16 protein-coding genes are annotated in these 23,312 nt (G+C 69.6%); 7 read left to right on the plus strand and 9 right to left on the minus strand.

Annotated elements, in window-relative coordinates; genetic code table 11:
• Positions 1 to 200 precede the first annotated feature (200 nt).
• A complete protein-coding gene (locus EBN03_RS11405) occupies positions 201 to 2,966 on the plus strand; it encodes an MFS transporter (RefSeq protein WP_158675595.1) in 2,766 nt (921 codons plus the stop codon).
• 207 nt (positions 2,967 to 3,173) lie between these two features.
• Here the strand turns inward: EBN03_RS11405 and EBN03_RS11410 are convergent, their stop codons facing one another.
• The gene (locus EBN03_RS11410) at positions 3,174 to 4,295 is read right to left on the minus strand and encodes a DUF475 domain-containing protein (RefSeq protein WP_122187965.1); all 1,122 of its coding nucleotides are present in this window, start codon (positions 4,293 to 4,295) and stop codon (positions 3,174 to 3,176) included.
• Between the two features lie 203 nt (positions 4,296 to 4,498).
• Here EBN03_RS11410 and EBN03_RS11415 point away from each other — a divergent pair, with 203 nt between their 5' ends.
• Positions 4,499 to 6,214 (plus strand): aldehyde dehydrogenase family protein, encoded by a 1,716-nt coding sequence (locus EBN03_RS11415; protein WP_199742741.1) that lies wholly within the window; start codon positions 4,499 to 4,501, stop codon positions 6,212 to 6,214.
• A gap of 21 nt (positions 6,215 to 6,235) precedes the next feature.
• On the plus strand, positions 6,236 to 7,819 hold the full coding sequence (locus EBN03_RS11420; RefSeq protein WP_122187967.1) for a GMC family oxidoreductase: 1,584 nt from the start codon (positions 6,236 to 6,238) through the stop codon (positions 7,817 to 7,819).
• Positions 7,820 to 8,007: 188 nt separating this feature from the next.
• Here the strand turns inward: EBN03_RS11420 and EBN03_RS11425 are convergent, their stop codons facing one another.
• The 6 genes from EBN03_RS11425 to EBN03_RS11450 form a co-directional block, all read right to left on the minus strand.
• Complete coding sequence (locus tag EBN03_RS11425; RefSeq protein ID WP_122187968.1) at positions 8,008 to 8,373, minus strand: histone-like nucleoid-structuring protein Lsr2; 366 nt, start codon at positions 8,371 to 8,373, stop codon at positions 8,008 to 8,010.
• A 184-nt stretch (positions 8,374 to 8,557) separates the two neighbouring features.
• Positions 8,558 to 11,308, minus strand: a complete 2,751-nt coding sequence (locus EBN03_RS11430) for a DUF5682 family protein (protein WP_122187969.1) — start codon at positions 11,306 to 11,308, stop codon at positions 8,558 to 8,560.
• Positions 11,305 to 12,417: an ATP-binding protein gene (locus EBN03_RS11435; protein WP_122187970.1), complete on the minus strand. Its 1,113-nt coding sequence runs from the start codon at positions 12,415 to 12,417 to the stop codon at positions 11,305 to 11,307. The genes EBN03_RS11430 and EBN03_RS11435 overlap by 4 nt, the downstream gene beginning before the upstream one ends.
• An 8-nt stretch (positions 12,418 to 12,425) precedes the next feature.
• Complete coding sequence (locus EBN03_RS11440) at positions 12,426 to 13,832, minus strand: vWA domain-containing protein (protein ID WP_122187971.1); 1,407 nt, start codon at positions 13,830 to 13,832, stop codon at positions 12,426 to 12,428.
• A complete protein-coding gene (locus EBN03_RS11445; protein WP_122187972.1) occupies positions 13,829 to 15,214 on the minus strand; it encodes a hypothetical protein in 1,386 nt (461 codons plus the stop codon). Before EBN03_RS11445 ends, EBN03_RS11440 begins: the two co-directional genes overlap by 4 nt.
• On the minus strand, positions 15,211 to 15,717 hold the full coding sequence (locus tag EBN03_RS11450) for a hypothetical protein (RefSeq protein ID WP_122187973.1): 507 nt from the start codon (positions 15,715 to 15,717) through the stop codon (positions 15,211 to 15,213). The genes EBN03_RS11445 and EBN03_RS11450 overlap by 4 nt, the downstream gene beginning before the upstream one ends.
• A gap of 192 nt (positions 15,718 to 15,909) precedes the next feature.
• Between EBN03_RS11450 and EBN03_RS11455 the strand changes: the two genes are divergently transcribed.
• Positions 15,910 to 17,085 carry an NAD(P)/FAD-dependent oxidoreductase gene (locus tag EBN03_RS11455; protein WP_122187974.1) on the plus strand — a complete coding sequence of 392 codons (1,176 nt, stop codon included), beginning with the start codon at positions 15,910 to 15,912 and terminating at the stop codon, positions 17,083 to 17,085.
• A 15-nt stretch (positions 17,086 to 17,100) separates the two neighbouring features.
• On the plus strand, positions 17,101 to 17,994 hold the full coding sequence (locus EBN03_RS11460) for an RNA polymerase sigma-70 factor (RefSeq protein ID WP_122187975.1): 894 nt from the start codon (positions 17,101 to 17,103) through the stop codon (positions 17,992 to 17,994).
• 3 nt (positions 17,995 to 17,997) lie between these two features.
• Here the strand turns inward: EBN03_RS11460 and EBN03_RS11465 are convergent, their stop codons facing one another.
• Complete coding sequence (locus EBN03_RS11465) at positions 17,998 to 18,897, minus strand: LysR family transcriptional regulator (protein ID WP_122187976.1); 900 nt, start codon at positions 18,895 to 18,897, stop codon at positions 17,998 to 18,000.
• 101 nt (positions 18,898 to 18,998) lie between these two features.
• Here EBN03_RS11465 and EBN03_RS11470 point away from each other — a divergent pair, with 101 nt between their 5' ends.
• Positions 18,999 to 20,036: a YeiH family protein gene (locus tag EBN03_RS11470; RefSeq protein WP_122187977.1), complete on the plus strand. Its 1,038-nt coding sequence runs from the start codon at positions 18,999 to 19,001 to the stop codon at positions 20,034 to 20,036.
• Here the strand turns inward: EBN03_RS11470 and EBN03_RS11475 are convergent.
• A complete protein-coding gene (locus EBN03_RS11475) occupies positions 20,022 to 21,536 on the minus strand; it encodes a carboxylesterase/lipase family protein (RefSeq protein ID WP_233608321.1) in 1,515 nt (504 codons plus the stop codon). The two genes, EBN03_RS11470 and EBN03_RS11475, sit on opposite strands and share 15 nt — an antisense overlap.
• A 220-nt stretch (positions 21,537 to 21,756) precedes the next feature.
• Here EBN03_RS11475 and EBN03_RS11480 point away from each other — a divergent pair, with 220 nt between their 5' ends.
• Positions 21,757 to 23,310 (plus strand): acyl-CoA carboxylase subunit beta, encoded by a 1,554-nt coding sequence (locus tag EBN03_RS11480; protein WP_122187979.1) that lies wholly within the window; start codon positions 21,757 to 21,759, stop codon positions 23,308 to 23,310.
• The last annotated feature ends 2 nt before the right edge of the window (positions 23,311 to 23,312 follow it).

Raw genomic sequence — 23,312 nt, forward strand, 5'->3', positions numbered from 1 at the left:
CCCGGAAGATGCACCAGGCGGAGGTTGGTGCTCCGGATGTGCTGGGTATAGTTGCACCCCGTCGTGCGCGGCGGCCGAGGCCTCCGCGCACCCCATGACGACCCGGTCGCGCGATGGATGGCGACCCGCTAGGCATTCGTTTTTCGTTCACGGTTACTCACGCACGTTTCACGCACAGCCGACTGAAACAGGGCCTCACCATGACGAATACGCTCACCCGGGAGCCGGTGAAAGTGCCGGCTCCCAGCCCGAAGACGCTGTCGCACCGGCAGATCCTGTCGGTGTTGTCCGGATTGTTGCTGGGGATGTTCCTGGCCGCGCTCGACCAGAACATCGTCAGCGTCGCCATCGTCCGGATCGCCAACAGCCTGCACGGTTTCGACAAGCAGGCCTGGGTAACGACGGCCTACCTGATCACCGCGACCATCAGCACCCCGCTGTACGGCAAGCTGGCCGACATCTACGGCCGCAAACCCTGCTACCTGATCAGCATCGGGATCTTCGTGATCGGCTCGGCGGCATGCACCTTCGCCACCTCGATGTATCAGCTGGCCGGCTTCCGCGCCTTCCAGGGACTGGGCGCCGGTGGCCTGATGTCCTTGGCGTTCACCATCATCGGCGACCTGGTCCCGGTGCGCGAACGAGTGCGCTACCAGGGCTACTTCATGATGGTGTGGGGCGTGTCCACCGTGCTGGGCCCGGTGCTCGGCGGGTTCTTCTCCGACTACCAGCACCTGGGCGGTCTGGCCGGCTGGCGCTGGGTGTTCCTGGTGAACGTGCCCATCGGGCTGTTCGCGCTGTTCGTGGTGTCGCGCAGCCTGAATCTCGCGCACGTGCCGCGCAAGCAGCGGGTCGACTGGCCGGGCGCGATCGCGCTGGCCTTCACCGTGGTGCCGTTGCTGATCGTCGCCGAACAGGGCCGCACCTGGGGCTGGACCTCGCGGCGCGCGGTGCTCTGCTACTGCATCGGCTCGGCGAGCCTGATGATTCTGTTGATCATCGAGCAGCTGATGGAGGATTCGGCGCTGATCCCGTTGCGGCTGTTCGCCGATCCGACGTTCGCCGTGACGATCGCCGGCGGGTTCGTCGTCGGCGTGGCCATGTTCGGCGCGATCTCGATGGTGCCGCTGTACCTGCAGGTGGTGCGCGGATACTCACCGACCAAGTCGGGCCTGATGATGCTGCCGCTGGTGCTGGGGATCATGGTGGGCTCCCAGCTGGCCGGGCAGATCACCAAGGTCACCGGCCGGTACAAGTTCCTGCCGGTCGCCGGTACGGCCGTGATCGCGCTCGGGGCGCTGCTCTACGCGCACGTGCACTACGACAGCGCCGTCTGGCAGCCGCTGTGCTACAGCGCGATCATCGGATTCGGGCTCGGCGGATGCATGCAGACCCTGATCATCGCCGCCCAGAACGCCGGACCGCGCGCGGATCTCGGCGTTTCCACCGCGACGGCGACCTTCTTCCGGCAGATGGGTGGCACCCTCGGGGTGGCGGTGTTCCTCACCATCCTGTTCAACCTGCTGCCGCGCAAGATCCTGCACGCGTTCGGCGGTGCACTGCCACCCGGGTTCGACGCGGACCGGCTGAACGGCCTGCAGAGCAACACCAGTGGGATCGCGGCACTTCCGCCGGAGTTGCGGCGGCCGATCCTGATCGGATTCACCGACGCGCTACACGCGGTGTTCTACGCGGGTGCGGCCGCGGCCGTACTGGCCTGCGTGGTGCTCGTGTTCATGCGCGAGATACCACTGCGCGACGCCGCGGCGCCCGCGGCCGAACCGGCGCCGGAACCGGCCGAACCGGTCGACCTCGAACCGGTGGAATCCGGCGAGTACGTGTACGAGATTGTGGCCGGGGGTGATTCGCCGAATCGGGACCTGCCCGACGACGGCCCCGCCGAGCCGGACGAGCAGACCGAACCCGATGTCCCGCTCACGGCGGTCGCCGAGTCCACCGTGGTGCCGGAGGCGGACACCGAGCCCGAGCCGGACCCCGAGGAGAGCGACATGGCAGACCCGGACGACACCGACGTGGCCTACCTGAACCTCGCCCAGGTGCCCGACTATCCGACCGACGAACACGCGGTCCTGAGCTTCGGCCCGCACAGTTCGCAGACCGGGGAGACCGTGGACCCCCTCACCGTCACGGCCGCTTTGACCGGTGGCGCAACCGATTTCATCTACGACCCGCTCGGGCAGCCGCCCGCGGAAGGGCCGTGGTTCGCCGGGCGGGTGCAGCGCGAGGACGGCAATCCGGTGCCGGGCGCGGCACTGACCCTGATCGATCCACGGGGACACCAGGTCTCGCGCGACACCGCCCGCGCCGACGGCGAATTCACCCTCGCCGCACCGGAACCCGGCAGTTACGTGCTGATTGCCGCCGCCGCCGGCCACCAGCCCACCGCGGTGAACGTGGTCATCGGCGAACGGCCGCACGCCATCGACGTGACCCTGGCCGGGGCGGGCGAGCTGTCGGGTGTCGTGCGCGGCGGCGGCGAACCGATCGCCGGGGCGACCGTCACGCTGGCCGATCTGCACGGTGAGGTGGTCGGCGCGGCGGTCACGGGGCCGGACGGTTACTACACCTGCCGCGGAATCATCTCCGGCACCTACACATTGGTGGCGGTGGCCGACCACATGCGCCCGGCCGCCGGGACGCTCGTCGTCCCCGAAACCGGGCTGCTGCGACACGATCTCGAGCTGGCGCCGATGGCCGTGTTGGAGGGTGCGGCGTGGGCGGACGGCCGGGCGGTCGCCGATGCGCAGGTGACCGTGCTCGATGCCACGGGCGAGCTGATCGCCCGCACCCACACCGACGAACTCGGCCACTACCTGGTACCCGACCTGCCCGAAGGGGTGTACACGGTGGTCGCGCGCGGCTACCCGGTCGTCACCAGCCGAGTCGCCATCGCGGGGGCCGAGACCACCCACGACCTGGTGCTGGGTTACGAAGCGCTGGACTAGGACCGGGGCGGCCGCCGCTCGGCGCGGGACGAACCGGCCGCCCGGCGGGCTAGGGCTTCGGGTCCGACCGCTGGGCATCCGGGTCGTCGCACGGGCAGTTCCGGGGTCGGCCGCGAGGCGGCCCGGTGCGGCGGCGGTCGGATCCCCGGCGGCATCCGTCGGGGTCCTGGCAGCTGGACCCGGTCCGGAACGGCCGGCCGGGGCGGATCAAGGGTGGACGGATTCCACCTCGGCCGTGGGCAGTTCCACCGCGGTGGTGGGGGCGTCGAGCGTGCGCTGCTGCCGCCGGTTGTAAGCGATGCTGCCGGCGAAGGCGGCCGCGATGATCGCGACGCCGATGAGGCCGCTGACCAGCTCGTCGACGTGGTTGCCGGTGGAGTACAGCAGCACCAGGGCCAGCGCGCCGATCGCCCAGTGCGCGCCGTGCTCGAGATAGACGTACTCGTCCAGGGTGCCGGTGCGGACCAGGTAGATGGTCATCGAGCGGACGAACATGGCGCCGATCAGGCCCAGCCCCAACGCGATCAGGATCGGGTCGGCGGTCACCGCGAACGAGCCGACCACACCGTCGAACGAGAACGAGGCGTCCAGCATCTCCAGATAGAGGAAGCCGAAGAAGGCGGCCCGGCCGACCAGAACCGTGCCCGAGGCGGGCTTGCGGGCCCCGGCCGGCGCCTCGTCGGAGTCGGCGGTGGAGTCGAAATGGTCGGCGAGACCGTCGACCAGGAAGTAGGTGACCATGCCGAGTACGCCGGCGACCATCACCACGTCGGCCTTGTTGTCGGGCGCGACCAGGCCGGCGGTGATCACCAGCACGATCAGCGCCACGACGACCGGGAACATCTGGAACCGGCCCAGCCGGGCCAGCGGCCGTTCCAGCCAGGACAACCAGGTCGTCTCCCGTTCCGCGCAAACGAAGTTCAGGAACAACAGCAGCAGGAACATGCCGCCGAAGGTGGCGATCTTCGGATTGGCGTCGGTGAGCAGCGAGACGTAGGTGGGGCTGCCGTCGGTGGGCGGGTCCAGCGCCAGGTCGAGCGCGCGGATCGGGTCCAGGTGGGCGCCCACCGCGACGACCAGCAGCGGGAACAGCAGCCGCATACCGAGAACGGCGATCAGCACGCCGACGGTCAGGAACAGGCGTTGCCATCGATCGCTCATCCGTTGCAGCACAGTCGCATTGACCACCGCGTTGTCGAACGACAGTGACACCTCGAGGATGCCGAGGACCGCGGTCAGTACCACGGCCTGCGGACCGCCGTACACGTACGCGACCAGCAGGGCGAACGCGGCGACTACGAACGAGAAGGAGAAGACACGCACAAACATGACGCGGCCTTTCGTCAGCTGTGGCTTCCGTCGAACGAATTGTGACAGTTTCCCGGGTGAGACGACAATTGCCGCTGCACAGCGGCGTGCCGCCAGTCCGCTGCCCTTCTGGTGACCGGCCGGTAAGGTTGGGCGCCGACGGCTCACGCATCGGCAGGTGAGCCACGGCCGTCCGCGAACCCTCGACTCGACACGGAGCCCTCGTGGTAACTGACAGCACCTCCTCCTCGCACGCCGCAGTGGATCAAGCACTCTCCGAGCTCGCTGAAGGTGAGAAGCGCTGGGCCGCAATACCTTTGGCCGAACGGGCGCGGTTGTTACGCCGGATGCGCGATCTGACCGGAACGCACGCCCAGGAGTGGGTCACCGCCGCGCTCGGGATCAAGGGGCTGGACCCGGAATCGCCACTGGCGGGCGAGGAGTGGATCTCCGGGCCGTACGTGCTGGCCATCGCACTGAGCGCGCTCGCCGAGTCCCTCGACGCGCTCGCCGCCGGCCGCAGCCCGCTCGAGGGCGCCACCTTCGGCGCCGCCGGCGACCACGTCACCGTCCAGGTCCTGCCGATGTCGATCTTCGACAAGCTGTTGCTGAACGGGTACTCCGCCGAGGTGTGGCTGGAGCGGGGCGTCAGCTCGGCCGCGGCCCGCGTCAATGCCGGTCTGGGACAGAAGGAACCGGAACGCACCCAGGGCATCGCCGCGGTCCTGGGCGCCGGCAACATCTTCTCCATCGCGCCGCTGGACGTGCTGTACCAGCTGATCGCCGACAACCGGGTCGTCGCGCTCAAGCTGAACCCGATCACCGACCCGCTGCTGCCGGTGCTGGAAAAGGTGCTGGCACCGCTGATCGAGCTGGGCGCGCTGCGGATCCTCACCGGCGGCGCCGAGGTCGGTGGCTACCTGGTGCAGCACCCGTCGGTCACCCAGGTGCACATGACCGGCAGCGCCGCCACCCACGACGCGATCGTGTGGGGCCCGGGCACCGACGGCATCGAGCGCAAACTGCACGGAACACCGCTGCTGGACAAGCCGATCAGCAGTGAACTGGGCGGCGTCTCGCCGACCCTGGTGCTGCCCGGCCGGTGGAGCGCCGCGGACCTGACGTTCCAGGCCGAACACATCGCCACCCAGCGACTGCACAACGGTGGCTACAACTGCGTCGCGGCACAGGCCGTCGTCGTCTCCGCGGACTGGGACCAGAAGGATCGGTTCCTCGCAGAACTGGAGAAGGCGATCGCGAACGCGCCGGCCCGGCCGGCCTACTACCCGGGCAGCGACGAGCGGGTGGCCGTCGCGCGGGTGAACTATCCCGCCGCCGAGAACCTCGGCGCGTCCGGCGAGCGGGTCCTGGTGACCGGTTTGGACCCGGCGGGCCGTGAGCCGCTGCTGAACACCGAGTACTTCGCGCCCGTGCTCGGTGTGGTGGAACTGCCCGGCACCGGCGCCGAATTCGCCCGCGCGGCAGCTGAATTCGCCAACGAGAAGTGTGTAGGCACCCTCGGCGTCAACATCGTGGCGCACCCGGCGACTCTCGGCGAGCTGGGCACCGACTTCGACGGTGTGATCGAGTCGCTGCGGTACGGCACCGTCGCGATCAACGCCTGGACCGCGGTCGCCTACCTGACGCCGACCGCCTCCTGGGGCGCGTTCCCGGGCCACACCATCGACGACGTGCAGAGCGGGATCGGCGTCGTGCACAACGCCCTGCTCATCGACCGCGTCCAGCGGACGGTGGTGCGCGGGCCGTTCCGGCCGGCGCCGCGCTCGATCGTCAACCGGGAGTTCACGCTGGCCCCCAAGCCGCCGTGGTTCGTCACCAACAAGACCGCCGGACAGACCGGGCGTCTGCTGGCCGAATTCGCGGTCGCGCCGAGCTGGTCGCGGCTGCCCGCCATTTTCGCTTCCGCACTGCGTGGCTGAACGGGATAAAAGGATCAGAAGATGACGTACGTACCGCCCGCCGCCGACTATGTCGTGGTCGGCACCGGTTCCTCGGGCGCTGTCGTGGCGGCCCGGCTCAGCGAGCGCTCGCAGTACGAGGTGGTCGCGCTCGAGGCCGGACCGGTGGACAAGAACCAGTTCATCCACATTCCGGCCGCATTCTCCAAGCTGTTCCACAGCGACCTCGACTGGAAGTACCTGACCACCCCGCAACCGCAACTGCACGACCGGCAGATCCTGTACCCGCGCGGGAAGATGCTCGGCGGCTCCTCGTCGATGAACGCCATGATGTGGGTGCGCGGGTTCGCCGCCGACTACGACGACTGGGCCGACGCCGCGGGTGAGGGCTGGGGTTTCGAGAGCGTGGTGGAGTACTTCCGCCGGATCGAGGCCGTCGAGGGCACCACCGAACCCGACCAGGGCACCGACGGCCCGCTGATCATCTCGCGCCAGCGCAACCCGAACGAGTGGACCGCACGTTTCCTCGAGGCCGTGCAAAAGGTCGGATTCCAACTTGAGACCGCGAATATCCAAGAGCCCGAAGGGTTCACCGAGACCATGGTGAACCAGCGCAACGGCTCGCGCTGGTCGACCGCCGACGCGTACCTGAAGCCCGCGAAGGGGCGCCCCAACCTGCAGGTCATCACCGGGGCCCTGGTCACCCGGGTGATCTTCGAGGGCACCCGCGCCGTCGGCGTGGAGTACCGCATCGGGGATGAGGTTGCGGTGGTCCGGGCGAAGAAGGAGGTCGTGCTCTGCGGCGGTGCGATCAATTCGCCGCAGCTGCTGCAGCTTTCGGGCATCGGCGCGCCGGATCTGCTGGCCGAGCAGGGAATCCCGGTGGTGGCCGCGGCGCCCGAGGTGGGCGCCAACCTGAGCGACCACCTCACCGCGCTGCTCGGGTACGGCGTCGCGGGCGGCACCCTGGCCGACGCGGAGAAGCCGCTGCAACTGATCAACTATCTGACCCGCAAACGCGGCATGCTCACCTCGAACGTGGGCGAGGCGTACGGTTTCGTGCGCAGCCGCAAGGACCTCGAATTGCCCGATCTGGAGCTGGTTTTCGGTCCGGCGCCGTTCTACGAGGAGGGGATCGGCACCTTCACCGGGCACGGTATCGCGCTGGGCACGGTGCTGGTCAAGCCGGAGAGCCGGGGCACGGTCACGCTGCGGTCCGCCGATCCGGCGGCGGCGCCGCTGGTCGATCCGCGCTATCTCTCCGATCCCGGCGGAGTCGACCGGGCCGCCATGCTGGCGGGGCTGCGGCTGGTGCACAAGATCCTGCACACCGAGCCGCTGGGCTCGAAACTCGGTCCGCTGCTGCAGCCCAAGCGGGCGCAGGCCGAGCTGGACGACCTGCTCGAGGAGGCGCTGACCTGGTACAGCCACACCCTGTACCACCCGACCGGCACCTGCCGGATGGGCACCGACGCCGGCAGTGTCGTCGACCCGGAACTGCGCGTGCGCGGGGTCGAGGGGCTGCGGGTGGCCGACGCCTCGGTCATGCCGACCATCATCCGCGGGCACACTCACGCACCGGCGGTCGTGATCGGGGAGAAGGCCGCCGATCTGATCGCGGGCTGAGACAAACCGGTGCACTGTGGCCGTTCGCATTCGCTGCGGACGGCCACAGTGGCATCTCGCACAGAAAATGGGTCGGCGCCCGAGTCCCTTGTCTGATTTATACGAACAGCCCGGAACCGCTGGCTGCGGCCGGGCTGTTTGAATTCGGGTGGTGACGCTGCGGTGTCACCGTCGAACCCCCTGAACGCTCAGGCGGTTGCCTGGCGGTATGCCTCGACGAGCTCGGACGAGAGCCGCCCGCGGGTGGACACCTGGCGGCCGTTCTCCTTGGCCCAATCCCGAATCTTGTTCAATTCGGCCTTGCTCAGCTTGCCGGCGGAGCTGCCGGTACGGACTTCCGTCTTCCGGGCTCGGCGGGCGCCGGAAACCTTCCGGGCGTTGGCGGTGTAGCGCTTGAGAACGGCGTAGAACTCGTCGCGGTTCTTCGCGCCCAGGTCGATTTCGTATTCGACGCCGTCGACCGCGAAGGAGATCGTGGGATTCGGAACGATGTCCGTATCGATCGGCTCGTTGCTCAGATCGTCATAGATTTCCACAATAGTCTTCTGTGCCATTGGCGCAGATTAACACGGTTTGTGTTGCAATTGCCAACCAGGTTCGGTCCCGGATAACTGTTTGCCGGTGCGGATTCCGTTCCTTTGGATACCGTAAATAGCGACATTGAACGGTTCGTCGGCGTTGCCGGGTGGTTCCGGACAAGGGCCCGGAACTCACCGGCAACGAAGACGAAACGTGAACTCAGTCCGTACCGAGCAGTTCGGTCAGTGCATCGGCGGTGGTCGGATATGCCGTGAGCAGCTCGGCGACCGCGGAACTGTCGTTGTCGGCGGCCGGCCGCTGCCAGGTACCCGCACAACCGAGCAGTTCCGCCAGGGCATCCGTGGTGTCCGGATAGGCGTGCAGCAGACCGGCGACGGCCCGCGGGCCCGGCCCCGCGGCGGCCTCCGGCGCCGGGCCGGTGGGCTCGGCCCAGGGTGCGGTCCACCCGTTCAGAGCGTTCCGGGTGGCCGGCATCGTGCGCGCTGCCTCCCGGACCAGGACCGGGACCAACTCGCCCGCCTGATCCCGCAGGGTCGTCACCAGCGTGGGCAGCCAGGGCAGCAGCACCCGATCGGGCAAGCGGCCGAACGCCTTCGACAGCAGTTCGACCGCGAACGGCTTCAGCGCCGGCGCCGGATCGATCGCCTGGACGAAACCGCTGAGGTAGCGCGGGAAGGCCGGCAACACCAGCGGATTTGCCAGCATCTCGTCGCAGCGGGAACGCAGCTGTTCCAACGGCAGCGACCCGAGCTGGAACCGCGCGGCCCACAGCAACGCCACCTTCTCCGGGGACTCCGGATGCGATTGCGCCACCGCGAGTTCCAGCTGGGTGCGATCGCAGCCCAGCGAGATCGCCAGGTGCTCCATGCCGAACAGGAAGCCCAGCATCGCCGCGACCTGGCGGGGCCCGGTCTCCTCGTCGGTGAAGGTGCTGGGAAGCAGGGTGCAGTAGTGCGCGTAGCCCGCGCGCACGAATCGGGCGCACCAGTGCGGCAATTCGGTGCCCGAGGACCGGAAGTGGTCCAGCAGCACCCGGATTCGGCGCAGCACCACCGGGGCGTCGTCGACGGTGCGTTCGGCGGCCAGCAGATCGACCGCGCGGGAACCGAGTTCGTCGGCCAGCCGGGCGGAACCGAGGTACACCAGCGCGTCCTCGACCGCGGCCAGCGCGGTGGCGGCGGTGGCGTCCGGTGCGGCGACCGACCGGCGCAGCCGTTGTTCGAGCACCTGCTCGACGGTGACGCCCTCGTAGCCGAGCTCGACCAGTGACCGCTGGTGGCGGCCCAGATCCAGGTCCCAGCTCTCCTGGATCGCGCGCTCGCCCAAGCCGTGCGAGCCCATGATCGGGCGGGCCGCCTGCGCCGGCAGCAGGCGGCGCAACAGCCACAACAGATCCGAGCAGGGCCGCAGGTGCGGGTCGGCGCGCAGATCGAGCAGGGCGCGCTGCACCCGGCGCTTGGACAGGTCCAGGCCCAGCGGTTCCAACCGGTCCAGGACGTCGCGGGCCAGCGGCGGCAGCGCCGCGTACCCGACCTGGCCGATCCGGTCGCCGCCGAGCAGGATCTCGCACAGCCGCCGCACGTCGCGCCGACCGGGCACCCGATCCTTCTCCAGGCAGGTGACCGCCGCGTCCTGGAAGTCGTAGGGTGTCGGCCGAGCCCGGTTCCGCAAGCCCGCCAACAGGATCGAGGTCTCGTAGATCGCGATGGCGTCGGCGGTGCTGGCGAGATACCCGTTGCGGCGGGCCAGCCGCACGATGTCCACCGACCACTCCCGCAGTTCGGCCTCGTCGAGCGGATCGAGCGCCGGTGGGCGGGACAGGAATTCGGTGAGCTGGTCGGTCACCCGGGTCGGGACCGTGATCGCCGGCAGGGCCGCGGTACCGGTGCCGGGCTGCCCGGCCAGCTGGAACGGGCTGAGCTTGTTGCGCCGCAAGGCTTTCGCCCAGGTGGCGGCCGCGATGGATACCGAGCCACCGGCCGATCCGAACTGGGCCTCGATCGCCGAATGGCTCGACGGCACGATGCCGTAGTGCCAGACCGTCTCGGTCCGCGGGCTGATCTCGAACTCCGCGGTAGCGGCCAGGCCGAACTGCTCCACCCGGGAGGCCGCGTGCGCCGCCCCGCACACGTACAGGCAGCGCGCCGGGTCTGTTCCGGTGGCGGCCAGGTGTTCCCGCATCCGGGTCCACATGTACCGCTCCCGGTCCTCGTCGACCGCCGTACTGCCCCGGCGCAGCCGCCGGAACAGGCTGCCGATCAACACCAGGACCTGACGGTAGGTGTCGTAGTCGGCCCCCACGAGGGGCTGCTCCACGTACTGGTCCCACCACTCCGACCAGTGCCGCACCTTGCCGTGATGCAGCAGGAACTGCTCCAGCTCGGCGAAACGTGGTCGCAGATCACCGATTTCGAGGCCCACCGCGTCCCCGTGGAGTTGTTCGGCGTCGGCGGGCTCGGCCTCGGGCGCGAACCGCTCCTCCCTCGGCGCCCACTGGAACACGTGATCGGTGGATCGATCCACCAGCACCAGCTCGACACCCGGGGTGTCGAGCGCGTAGGCGATGGCCTGGTACTCCGCCGAGGACTCGGTGATCGGCGCGATCACCGAGAGCGGGGCCAGCTCGGCCGGATGCCCGGCCACGTCGCCGGCGAAGGCCTGCAGCGCGACCGGAAGCTTGCAGTTGCGCAGCTCGTCGACGACCGGCCGCAGGTCCTCGCACAGCTCCAGATAGATCACCGCGGGCTGCTTCTCGCGCAGGCGCCGCACCATGGCCAGTGCCGAGGCCGGCGAATGGTGGCAGACCGGGAAGATCTCCAGCTCCTCCGACAGCGCGCGATCGACATCGTCGACGATCCCGGCCAGGATGTCCGCGGCGGCGTCCGCCGGCCCGGCGAACTCGGCGGCCGCCTCGGCCAGCCGCTCCCGCAGCGCGGCAAAGGAATTCACGACAGCCTCGCGATCGCCGCCCGGCCGCCGTCGAGAAATTCGGCCCACTCGCCACCGCGGTCCTTGCTGCGCGGCTCGACCACGCCGTGCAGGTACTTGTTCATGATGGCCAGATCCTCGGGCGCGCGCCGGGTCAGGGTGCCGACCAGGGCGCCCGCGAGCGTCTCCGCGCTCAGCGTCTTCTCGCCGAAGAACTGGCTGTGCAGGATGGCGTCCTCGAGCACACCGATCTGCTCGGCGGTCGACAACGCCGACTCCAGTTTGTCGTCGTCGCCGGTCGCGGCCGCGGCGACCGCGCGCAGATCGGCGAAGCTCTCCAGCAGGATGTCGAGCAGGGTCGGCGGCAGCTCCAGTTCGATCTCGTGCCGGCGCAACAGTTCCTGAGTGCGGAACCGGACGATCTCGGCCTCGCTGCGCTTGTTGGACACCACCGGGATCCGGACGAAGTTGAAGCGCCGCTTGAGCGCCGAGGACAGATCGTTCACCCCGCGGTCGCGGCTGTTGGCCGTGGCGATCACGGAGAATCCCGGCTGGGCGAAGACCACGTTGTCCTCGTCGAGTTCGGGCACCGAGACGTACTTCTCGGACAGGATCGAGATCAGCGCGTCCTGGACGTCGCTGGTGGCCCGGGTGAGCTCCTCGAAACGGCCGATCACGCCCTGTTCCATCGCGGTCATGATGGGCGAAGGGATCATCGATTCGCGGGACTGGCCCTTGGCGATCACCATCGAGACGTTCCACGAGTACTTGATGTGGTCCTCGGTGGTACCCGCGGTGCCCTGGACCACCAGGGTGGAATTGCGGCTGATCGCCGCGGACAGCAATTCCGCCAGCCAGCTCTTACCGGTACCCGGGTCGCCGATCAGCAACAGGCCGCGGTCGGACGCCAGGGTGACGATGGCGCGTTCGACGAAACTGCGGTCGCCGAACCATTTCTGCTCGATCTCGCGGTCCAGGCCGTCGGCGCGTTCGGAGCCGAGGATGAACAGCCGCACCATCTTCGGGCTCAGCCGCCAGGCGAAAGGCTTGGGCCCGTTGTCGATCGACTCCAGCCAGTCCAGTTCCTCGGCGTATTTGGTTTCGGCGGGGGCGCGCAGTACTTCGGACATGGTGACTCCTAGTCGAGAAAGTTCTTGAGTTCGTTGACGAGTTTGTTGATCCGCCCGGAAAGAACCGGGGTACCGAGGTTCTTGAATCGCTCGCGGAACCAGGGATTGACGCTCTGCTGCCCGGAGCTGCCGACCGAACCGACCGGAATGAACTTCACGCCGGAGCGGTACAGGGCGGCCATGCTCTCGAAGAGCTCCTGGCCCTGCCATTCGTAGAAGTCCGAAATCCACACCACCACGGTGTTCTTCGGATCGGCGACCTTCGGCTGGGCCAGGGTCATCGCGACCCGGCCGTCGGTGCCGCCGCCGAGCTGGGTGCGCAGCAACACCTCGAACGGGTCGTGTACCCATGGGGACAGATCGAGTGCGTCGGTGTCGTAGGCGATCAGGTGGACGTCGACCTTCGGCAGACCGGCGAAGATCGAGGCCAGGATGGTGCAGTTCACCATCGCGTCCACCATCGAGCCGGACTGGTCGACCACCACGATCATGCGCGCCGGCACGGTCCGCTTCGCGGTCTGCCGGTAGTAGAGCCGGTCGACGTAGAGGCGCTGGTCCTGCGGACTCCAGTTGGGCAGGTTCTTCCAGATCGTGCGGTCCATGTCGAGATTGCGCAGGATCCGCTTCGGCGGTATCGAGCGGTCCGGGCTGCCCACGGTGCTCTGCTGCACCTGGGTGCGCAGCACGGCGGCGACCTCGTCGACAAAGCGCCGGATCAGCGCCTTGGCGTTGGCCAGCGCCAGGCCGGACAGATTGTGCTTGTCGCGCAACAGCTGTTCGACCAGCGACATGCTGGGGGAGAGCTGGGCCGCCAGATGCGGATCCGCCAGCACCTCGCGCAGCCGCATCCGCTCGACCAGCCCGGCTTCCAGATCGGCCAGGACGGTACGCAATTCGCCGGCGCCCTCGGTGCCGAGCGCGCGCCGCAGCCAGGCGGCGTCGGCCTGCCAGGCCGACAGCTGGGTGGCGCTGACCGCGCCGGACCCGGTGGCGAAGATGTTCAGCAGCAGCTTGGAAGCCAGTGCGGCCGTGCGTACTTCGTGGTCACCGACGGTCTCGATGCCCGCGCGCTCGTCCGAACCGAGCGGGCCGGAATCGAGCGCGTCCGCACCGGCCTCGTTCGAATCGGGCGTGCCCGAATGGGCCTCGCCTGCCTCGATGCCGTCCGGATCTGCGCCGGGTGCGGCATCATCCGGCCCGGTCAGGTCGATACCCTCGAACTCCGGTCCGAGCTCCGGGTACCGCTGTACGACGGTGTCCACCGACACCCGGGCGTCGAGCAGCGCGGGCGGTAGACCGGCTTCGTCCACGACCGCCGCGCTCACCGTCTCCAGTGCGAGTTGCGGTTCGTCGACGAAGATTCCGGCCAGCAGGCGCCAGTACAGAACTTGGCGCCGAGTTTCGTTGTCGGTCATTTGCGCAAGAGCCGTCCTGCTCGTTCCCGCAGCACCGCCACGGGGTCGCCCGTTTTCGCCTGGGCCTTGGCGGCTTTCGGGTCGACCGGGCCGAGTGCCCAGTCGCCGTTGTGCAGGGTGACGACCTCGCCCTTCGTCGTCCGCCGGACTGCCAGTGGGCGGATCGACCAGTGGCCGCCGTCCCAGCGCAGCAGGCCCAGAACGGCTTTCGCCGTGTTCACCGCGGCCGGGGTGAGCGGGCCGGCGGCCGGCAACCGGTCGAGCTCCAGCGGGATCGAGTGCTCGCCCAGGCGCGCGACACCATCGGAGACCTGATGGCCTTCCAGCAGAATCGGTTCGGCGATGTACACCGGGTCGCGATCCAGGGGCGCCGCCGCCGGTGCCACCGCCTGTGGCAGTGCCACGGTGGCCGTGGTGAACGGGTCGGCGGGTTCGCCGGCTGTCGCCCGCTCGTCCTGCCACAGCAGGTCACCGGTCGGGAAGGCGGGCATATCGGTGAGCTCCAGTGTGCGGTGCTCGGCCAATGCGGCCAGCAGCCGTGGATGCTCGCCGAGCAGCTGCCAGACGGCCGGTCCGGAGATGGTGGCGACCTTCGGCGCGCCGACTCCGATCCGGACGCGCCGCGGTGGCCGGCCGGCCTGTTCGAGGATGGCGTGCACCTGGATCTGCACGGCTGTGCCGTGCTCGTGGATGTCGGTGCCGAGGACCAGCAGCCGGCCGGATACCGGTTCGGCCGGCCCGTGACCGTCGGATTCTGTTGCGCGCCATGTCGACAGCACCGCCCGCGACCACAGGTCGGCCCAGCGCCGGACCGGCACCCACGGCTGGGCGGACACCGGAACGCAGGCGGCCAGCTCGGCGGCGAAACCGTCGACGAGCACCGCCGACCGGCGCAGCGACGGTTCGTCCAGCAGGCTCTCGACGGTCCGGTCCGCGGCGGCCAGCAGGTCGTCACCGACACCCTGCCAGCCGGTGATGGCCAGTTCGGTGAGCCAGGCCCGCGTGGCGACGGCGGCGGCCGGAACCGGGCCCGCGGCGGGTACCGGCGCGGCGGTCGCGCGCTTGCGGCCCAGGGCACTGTCGCACTGTTCGAGCAGCGCGTCGTGCACCGCGCCCGATACCGCGGCGCGGGCGGCGGCCAGCGCGGTGAGGTGCTCGGGGCCGACTGTGCCGGCTCGCACCTGCTCGGCCGCGTCGGCAACCGCGGCTGCCAGCGGGGATCCAGCGACGGCTGCGGCCAGGGCGGTGCAGGCCGCGGCCTGCCGGTCGTCCAGGCGGGCCAGCCCGCTCACCAACACTCGATCGAAGTCGGCGGTCAGTTGTTCTGCGGCCGCCAGGCCGGCGATCGGCGCGGTCAGCGCTTCCCATTGCGTGGCGATCATCGACGCACTCCTGTCGCGGGGAACCACTGCAGCTCGGGCAGCGGTGCCGACCAGGCCGGCAGTTCGAGGTAGGTCAGGTGACGCAGGAACCGGCCGAACACCTCGGCCGCGGGCGCCGGATCGCGGTGGCCGGACAGGCTCTGCGCGACCGTGGACCCCTCGGGTACGTCGACCCGCAGGTAACGCGCCACCCGCTCCTGACCGAACTGGGTGACGCCTTCGGCGATCAGCTCCGTGAGGTGCTTGCACGCGTAGCCGTGGTTCAGCCCGCCGCACGGGCGATTGTTGTTGGTGCTGCAGCTCAGCCCGTGGGTGCCCGAGGTCACCGAGGCGACATAGACGCGGCCGATGTCCGAGCCGCTGGACACCACCCCCTGCAACCGGCCGCCGGCCAGTTCGACGAACGGCACCTTCGCGAGCTTGCGCGGCGCGAGCGGCGCAACCAGCGGCAGCGCCGCGGTGTGTTCCCAATCAGGCTCGGCGCCAGGTGAATTCGAATCCATCGCACATCCCTCCCGTTCGATCGCGATGGGGTCGAAGGTAGGGGAGAGGTCCGACAAGTTCGGCGCCGCCGGCTATGGGAAGTATGCGGCTGTGCCACTGTGTGATGTGGATCACATTATGGTCTGTCACGTCCGGGCCGGTTCGTTCGTCCCATGGTCGATCCAGAAAGCGAAACCGGAAGGAAGATCGCCATGACCACGACCCCGAACACCCACCGCATCGTCGTCCTCGGTGCCGGCTACACCGGGATGCTGGCCACCGTGCGGCTCGCGCGCCGGACCCGCCGGCGCGACGTGCGCATCGTGCTGGTGAACCCCTCACCGCGCTTCACCGAACGGCTGCGGATGCACCAGATCGCCGCCGGCCAGGAACTGCCCGACCACCGGATCCCCGACCTGCTGACCGGCACGAACGTGGAATTCGTCGCGGCCGCCGCCACCGCGATCGACCCCACGGCCCACACGGTCGCGCTCACCGACGGCACCGAACTCGGCTACGACACCCTGGTCTACGCGCTCGGCAGCACCACCGACACCACGACCGTCCCCGGCGTCGCCGACCACGCGTGGACCCTGAACGACCCCCGCACGGCACACCGGTTCGCCGCCCGCCTCACCGAGGTCGAGGCCGCCGCGGGCGCGGTGACCATCGTCGGCGGCGGGCTCACCGGCGTGGAAGCCGCCACCGAGATCGCCGAAGCCCACCCCGGCCTCGCCGTCACCCTGATCGCCACCGCGGAACCCGGCTCGATGATGGGCGACAAGGCCCGCGCGCACCTGACCGCGGCACTCGACCGGCTCGGCGTCGTCCGCCGGATCGGTGTCCAGGTGACCAAGGTGCTGCCCGACGCGGTCGACCTCACCGACGGCACCACCCTGGCCACCGACCTCGTGCTGTGGACCGCGGGTGTGCGGATGGCGCCGCTGGCCGCCGCGGCCGGAATCGCCACCGATGACCGGGGCGCGATCCGCACCGACCCCACACTGCGGTCGGTCTCGCACCCGGAGATCTACGCGATCGGCGACGCGGCCGTGATCGAACAGGCCTGGGGTACCGTCCACGGCACCTGCCAGAGCGGAATTCCCAGTGCTGGGTACGCTGCCGACGCGATTGCCCGGAGGTTGCGTGGTAAGCCGGTACGGCCGTTCCGGTTCGGCTACGTGCACCAGCCGGTGAGCCTGGGCCGGCACGACGCGGTCATCCAGTTCACCAACGCCGACGACACTCCGAAGCGCTGGTACCTGAAGGGCCGGGCCGCGGTCGCCTACAAGGAGACCGTCAGCAACAGCCCGTTGCCGACCTTCAAGTACAGCCGCTGGGCGAACCTGCCGGTCGCGCTGTCGAAGGGCGGCAAGGCCACCCGATGACCGAAGGAGTAACCGATGACGGCGAAATCCCCGGAGCTACCGGCGGATCCGTTCCTCGAGCATCGGCGGCTGCTGTTCGCCACCGCCTACCGCATGCTGGGCAGTGTCGCCGATGCCGAGGACGTCGTGCAGGACACCTGGCTGCGCTGGCAGGGTGCCGACCGTGCCACCGTCGCCCATCCCAAGTCGTATCTCGTTCGTACCGTGACGAACCTGGCGCTGGACCGGCTTACGTCGGCCCGCGCCACCCGGGAGACCTACATCGGCCCGTGGCTGCCCGAACCCCTGCTGACCAGCGGGCCCGACGCCGCCCGGGACAGTGAAGTGGCCGATGATGTGTCGACCGCGATGCTCGTGGTCCTGGAATCCCTGAGTCCGGTCGAACGCGCGGTCTTCGTGCTGCGCGAGGTGTTCGGGTACTCCCATGCCGAGATCGGTGACATGCTCGGCCGGCCCGAAACGACCGTGCGCCAGATCGCGCACCGCGCGAAATCCCATGTGCAGTCCCGCCGTCCGCGCTACGACACCGACACCGAGCAGCGTCGGCGGATCACCGAACAGTTCATGGCCGCGGCGTCGGGCGGCGATCTCGAATCGCTGATGGGGCTGCTGGCACCCGACGTGACGCTGTGGAACGACGGCGGCGGCAAGGTCACGGCCGCGCGGCGGCCGCTGTACGGGCCCGATCATGTGGCTCGCTGGTTGCTGGGTGTGCTGGCCAAGCCGATCAGCGCGGACGTGGTGCTGGAACCGGCGATCGTCAACGGTGAGCTGAGCGTGCTGGCCGCCGTCGGCGGCATGCCGATCGGCTCGTTCACCTACGACATCGCCGACGGGCGGATCCAGAACGTGCGATTCCAGGTCAACCCGGACAAGATCTCGGGTCTCTACCCCGGCGAATACCGGTAGCGGTCAGCGGTTTCCGCGCGTGATCTGCCCGATCAGGGCACCGGCCGGGCCGGACAGGGTGCGGGACCCGCGCCAGACCGCGCGCAGCGTCCGCGGCAGTTCGAGGTCGGCGACCGCGACCGCGACCAGTTCCTTGCGGGCCAGTTCGTCGCCGACCGCCAGCGTGCTGACCACCGCCGGCCCGACACCGGCCAGCACGCTGGTCCGGATGGCGGCCGCACTGCCGAGCTCGAGCAGCGGGTCGGCGCGGTGGTATTCGGCCAGCGCGGCGTCGAGCGTGCTGCGCGTGCCCGACCCGGGTTCGCGGACCACCAGCGGAGTGCCCGCCAGCTGGGCGATCGTCAACGGCCGCCGCCGCCGGGCCCAGCGATGCTCGGGCGCGACCACCACGATCAGCCGATCCAGGGCGACCGGCGCGTGCCGCAGACCGGCGGGCACGTCCGGGCTCTCGATGAACCCCACATCGCAGCGGCCGGCCGCCACCAGATCGCAGACTTGCCGCGAATTGTGCACCTGGAGATGGATTTTGGTGTCCCGGTGGGTGCTGCGGAAGGTGCCGAGCCAGGCGGGAAGCAGGCATTCGGCGACGGTCAGGCTGGCGGCCAGGGTGAGTTCGGCCTGCTGATCGGTGCGCAGGGCGGTGGCCGCGTCGAGCAGGCGATCGACGTCGGCGAGCACCTCACGCGCCCAGTGCACCAGGACTCGCCCCGCCGGGGTGAGGGTCGAGCCGCGGGTGTTGCGCTCGAGCAGCGGCATGCCCAGCCGGCGTTCCCAGCGGGCGAGGGCGCGGCTGGCGTTGGGCTGCGCCATGCTGATGGCCCGGGCGGCCGCCCCGAGGCCGCCGTGGTCGTCGACGGCGACCAGCAGCTCGAGCAATGCCAGGTCAGGTCGGGTGGGAGCCATGTCGAAAGTATATGGACCGGGAGCAAGCCATATCACTGAGATATGTGTCGATAGCGGATTGCGGGCTATCGGCAACGACCCGCGGCCCGCAGTGTGGAGTCATGACCCGACTCGAGCCGCTTCCCGCCACCGCGCCCGCTCGCCCGCGTCCGTCGCCGCCGCGCGTCACGGCCCTACTGCCCGGCCTGGCCGTCACGTCGATCGTCGTGGCGGTGCTGATGCTGGTCCACCACTGGCTGCCGCAGGTGAGCCCGCTGCTGCTGGCCATCGTCGTCGGTGCGGTGGTGGCGAACATCGATACGCTGCCGCAGCGATTGCAGCCCGGGTTGCAGTTCTCCGCCAAGCGGGTGCTGCGGATTGGCGTCGCCCTGCTCGGGCTCCAGGTGACCGTGGGCGATATCGCGGGACTCGGGCCGGGCGTGCTGGCTGTGGTCGTGGTGATCGTGGCCGGCGGGATCGCCGGAACCCTGTGGATGGGCCGGCTCCTGGGCCTGAGCTGGACCCAGCGGCTGCTCATCGCGTGCGGATTCTCGATCTGCGGTGCCGCCGCCGCGGCGGCCGTCGACGGGATGATCGACGCGAAGGACGAGGAACTGGTGACCACGGTCGCGCTCGTGGTGGTGTTCGGAACCTTGCTGATCGGCCTGATTCCGTTGCTGGCCGGTGTCTTCGGGCTCGACGCGCGGACCGGTGGTATCTGGGCCGGTGGCGCGGTGCACGAGGTGGCGCAGGTGGTCGCGGCCGGTGGGGCGATCGGCGGTGGGGCGTTGACCGTCGCGGTGCTGGTGAAGCTCGCGCGGGTGGTGCTGCTCGCGCCGGTGCTGGCCGTGGTCGGGCTGCGGGTCCGGCAGCAATCCCGCGGGCGCGCGGATGCCGTTGCGCCACCACTGGTTCCGCTGTTCGTGGTGGCATTCCTCGGGTTCGTGGTGCTACGCAGCACCGGCACTGTCCCGGCTTCGGTTCTCGGTGTCGCCGGTGTGGCCCAGACCGCCCTGCTCACCGCCGCCATGTTCGCGCTGGGCACCGGCGTCCGGATCGCCGCCCTACGCCGGGTGGGACCGCGCCCGCTCGTGTTGGCCGCGCTGTCGACCGTGTGGGTGTCGGCAATCGCGCTGGCCGGTGCGCTACTGGTGGGCTGAGGCCCGGCGCCGGGCGAGGGAGCTGCGCAGGGCGCGCAGCTCCGCGCCGCGCGGATCGGACACCTCGCCCGCCGCGGGATGGTCGAAGATCCGCACCTTTCGGTCCGGCTCGTCGTAGCGGGACCAGCCCGGATCGCCGTCGACGGCGAACCGGACCCACGCTCGGTGCATCTGGCCTGCCAGCGGCTGCGGGGGATCGATCCCGGTCAGGCTGGGCAGGCTGTCGAGCCGGTCGAAGACGAACGGGAGCTCCACGGCGTGGCCCGCGTCCAGCCGGGCGACCGGTGTGGGCCAGCGGAATTCGTACCGGTACTGCGGGATGCCCTGCGCGGCACTGTGATCCGCGAGGCGCAGCACGTCGTCGGTGAAGGTTCGGTCGGTCATGATCGCGGCGAAGACGTCCGCCGGGCCCGCCGCGGGGCGGCTCGCCGCGTAGGTCTCGGCGAGATCGGGGGTCAGGCCGCAGAACGCCAGCAGTGGCGGCAGGGTGTCGGCGGTGATCGCGGCGTCGCGCCCGACCGGGAAGACGAAGAGCCGGAAGTCGTCCCGGTTCCAGCCGGCCAGCAGCGGTACGGTCCGATGGCCCGGTGTGGTCAGCACGTCGATCGGCCGGCCGGACAGTAGATCGCCGTCGATCACGGGGAAGAAGCTCAGGATGCCGCCGCCGGCCTCCAGCACGGACTCGCCCCACACGGCCGGATTCGGATCCAGGGCCATCGCGGTGGCGATGGCGTCCTGCGCGGCTTGCAGCCGTTCCAGTGGTACAGCGCCGAAAGCAGCTGCGGTGCATTCGATTCCGAGTTGCTGCGCGAGCCGGGCGGCCAGCCGGTAACCGTCCTCGGCGGTCGCCGCCGCGGATCCGTTGGCGCTCTGCACGGCGGCCCGCCGGAACAGCCCGCGCGCGGCCGGTGCCGCCAGCAGGCTCAGCACACTCATTCCGCCCGCCGACTCACCGAATACCGTCACATTGTCCGGGTCGCCGCCGAACGCCGCGACGTTCTCCCGCACCCAGCGCAGTGCCGCGACTTGGTCGTGCAGGCCGCGATTGAGCGGGGCACCCGGCACCGCCGTGAACCCGGAGATCCCCAGCCGGTAATTGACCGACACCAGCACCACGCCGTCGCGGGCGAAGGCCCGGCCGTCGTAGACCGGGCCCGCGTTCGAGCCGCGGGTGAAGGCGCCGCCGTGGATCCACACCAGCACCGGCAGGCCGGAACCAGCGGGATCGGGTGTCCACACATTGACGTTCAGATACTCGTCGCCGAGGAGCCGCACGCCCGGCAGCAGCGCCTCGACCGGCGCCGGATACGGCGACTGCAGACAGTTGGGACCGTGTGCGCTGCCGTCGCGGACACCCGTCCAGGGGACCACCGGCCGGGGCAGCTCGAAGCGAGCCGGCCCCACCGCCGGCGCCGCGTGCGGAATCCCCAGAAAGGCGTGGACTCCGTCGGCCTCGAAGCCGCGTACCTGGCCGCCGGTGACGGAAACAATCGAATCCACGGGTAACTCCTGCCGCGCCGTCGTCGACGACACCCGCGCAGACCAGGCGGGCATTCCCCACGGTAAACCCGAGGTACCGCCGCTGACCGGGGAACTGTGACCGAGACCGAACCGCGGGCCGATTTCGCTGTGAGGTATCCGCTAGTCGGATGCATCGTGTCGGGCCCCACACCCCTGCGTATATCGTTGCGGCGAAATGTGAGTTGGGAGGCGCCGGGTAATGAGTACTACGCAGGGCAAGCTGGAGCAGCTGCGCCACATCTTGGCGGTAGCGGCCGAGCCTGCGGGTGAAGCGGCCATCGCCAAGCGGGCGAAGAAGGGCATCCCCAGCGTCCGGGACCGGGTGCACGCGCTGCTCGACCCGGGTACCTTCATCGAGATCGACTCGTTGTCCCGCCAGTCCGGCAACGACCAGGCCTTGTACGGCGACGGGCTGGTCACCGGGCGGGGTCTGATCGACGGCCGGCCGGTCATCGTGATCGCGCACGACCCCACGGTGTACGGCGGCTCGATGGGTGAGGTTTCGAGCCGGAAGCTGACCAAGGCGCTCGACACCGCCTTCAAGCTGCGTCTCCCGGTGGTCCAGCTCAACGATTCCCCCGGCGCCCGGATCCAGGACGCGGTGGCCTCGCTGGCCTTCTTCGCGGTTCAGAGCGAGAAGGTCGAGAAGCTGTCCGGCCTGGTGCCGCAGGTCTCGATCATGCTCGGCAAGTGTGCGGCCGGTGCGGTCTACGGCCCGATCAACACCGACTTCCTCATCGCCACCCCCAACGCGAGCATGTATGTCACCGGGCCGGAGGTCATCAAGGCGGTCACCGGCGCCGACGTCACCGACGAGCAGCTGGGTGGTGCCGTGGCCCAGGCCCGGCGCGGGACCATCCACAACCTGGTACCCGACGAGGCCGCGGCGTTCCAGCTGGCCCGCGACTACCTGAGCTACTTTCCCTCGAGTTGTATCGAGGAGCCGCCGATCGTCAACCCGGGTCTGGAACCGGAGAAGACGTCGTCGGACCTGGAGCTCGACCGGATCATCCCGGACTCCGATCGCGCCGGCTACGACATGCACGACATCCTGCTGCGCCTGTTCGACGACGGTGAGTTCCTGGAGGTGCGCGCGACCAACGCGCCGGCGCTCATCACCGGATTCGCCCGCGTGGACGGCCGACCGGTCGGCGTGATCGCCAACCAGCCGCTGGTGGGGGGTGGCGCGATCGACGCCGCCTGCTCGGACAAGGCGACATGGTTCATCCGGCTCTGCGACGCCTTCAACATCCCGTTGGTTTTCGTCGCTGACACCCCGGGCGTCATGCCCGGTCTGGATGAGGAGGAGAACCTGGTGATCATCCGCGGCGGTCGTACCCCGCGTGCGATCATCGAGGCCACGATCCCGATCATCCAGCTCGTGGTGCGCAAATTGTACGGCGGCGCATACGGTTTCATGGGTGCCAAGCAGCTCAGCGGTGACCTCAGCCTGGCGTGGCCGACCGCGCGGGTCGCGGTGATCGGCGCGGAGAGCGCGGTCGACATCATCGGCAAGCGGCAGCTGGAGGCCGTGCCCGAGGAGCACCGCGCCGCGACCCGCGAGTTCCTGATCAACCAGTACAACGACACGATGGCGACGCCGTGGGTGGCGGCCGAGCGCGGCTACATCGACGCGGTGATCCAGCCCTCGGACACCCGTCTGGAGCTGCGCAAGGCCCTGCAACTGCTGCGGGACAAGCCCAAGGACAAGACGGACTTCAACCCGCGCAAGCACAGCCTGTACCCCATGTGACA

The organism is Nocardia stercoris, from assembly GCF_003696265.1.
GTDB lineage: Bacteria > Actinomycetota > Actinomycetes > Mycobacteriales > Mycobacteriaceae > Nocardia > Nocardia stercoris.

What these genes read in the sequence shown, in the direction of transcription:
- EBN03_RS11465 (WP_122187976.1), bottom strand. Translation starts at nt 18,897, where the DNA reads ATGGCTCCCACCCGACCTGACCTGGCATTGCTCGAGCTGCTGGTCGCC.
- EBN03_RS11470 (WP_122187977.1), top strand. Translation starts at nt 18,999, where the DNA reads ATGACCCGACTCGAGCCGCTTCCCGCCACCGCGCCCGCTCGCCCGCGT.
- EBN03_RS11425 (WP_122187968.1), bottom strand. Translation starts at nt 8,373, where the DNA reads ATGGCACAGAAGACTATTGTGGAAATCTATGACGATCTGAGCAACGAG.
- EBN03_RS11440 (WP_122187971.1), bottom strand. Translation starts at nt 13,832, where the DNA reads ATGACCGACAACGAAACTCGGCGCCAAGTTCTGTACTGGCGCCTGCTG.
- EBN03_RS11410 (WP_122187965.1), bottom strand. Translation starts at nt 4,295, where the DNA reads ATGTTTGTGCGTGTCTTCTCCTTCTCGTTCGTAGTCGCCGCGTTCGCC.
- EBN03_RS11455 (WP_122187974.1), top strand. Translation starts at nt 15,910, where the DNA reads ATGACCACGACCCCGAACACCCACCGCATCGTCGTCCTCGGTGCCGGC.
- EBN03_RS11420 (WP_122187967.1), top strand. Translation starts at nt 6,236, where the DNA reads ATGACGTACGTACCGCCCGCCGCCGACTATGTCGTGGTCGGCACCGGT.
- EBN03_RS11460 (WP_122187975.1), top strand. Translation starts at nt 17,101, where the DNA reads ATGACGGCGAAATCCCCGGAGCTACCGGCGGATCCGTTCCTCGAGCAT.
- EBN03_RS11405 (WP_158675595.1), top strand. Translation starts at nt 201, where the DNA reads ATGACGAATACGCTCACCCGGGAGCCGGTGAAAGTGCCGGCTCCCAGC.
- EBN03_RS11450 (WP_122187973.1), bottom strand. Translation starts at nt 15,717, where the DNA reads ATGGATTCGAATTCACCTGGCGCCGAGCCTGATTGGGAACACACCGCG.
- EBN03_RS11435 (WP_122187970.1), bottom strand. Translation starts at nt 12,417, where the DNA reads ATGTCCGAAGTACTGCGCGCCCCCGCCGAAACCAAATACGCCGAGGAA.
- EBN03_RS11480 (WP_122187979.1), top strand. Translation starts at nt 21,757, where the DNA reads ATGAGTACTACGCAGGGCAAGCTGGAGCAGCTGCGCCACATCTTGGCG.
- EBN03_RS11445 (WP_122187972.1), bottom strand. Translation starts at nt 15,214, where the DNA reads ATGATCGCCACGCAATGGGAAGCGCTGACCGCGCCGATCGCCGGCCTG.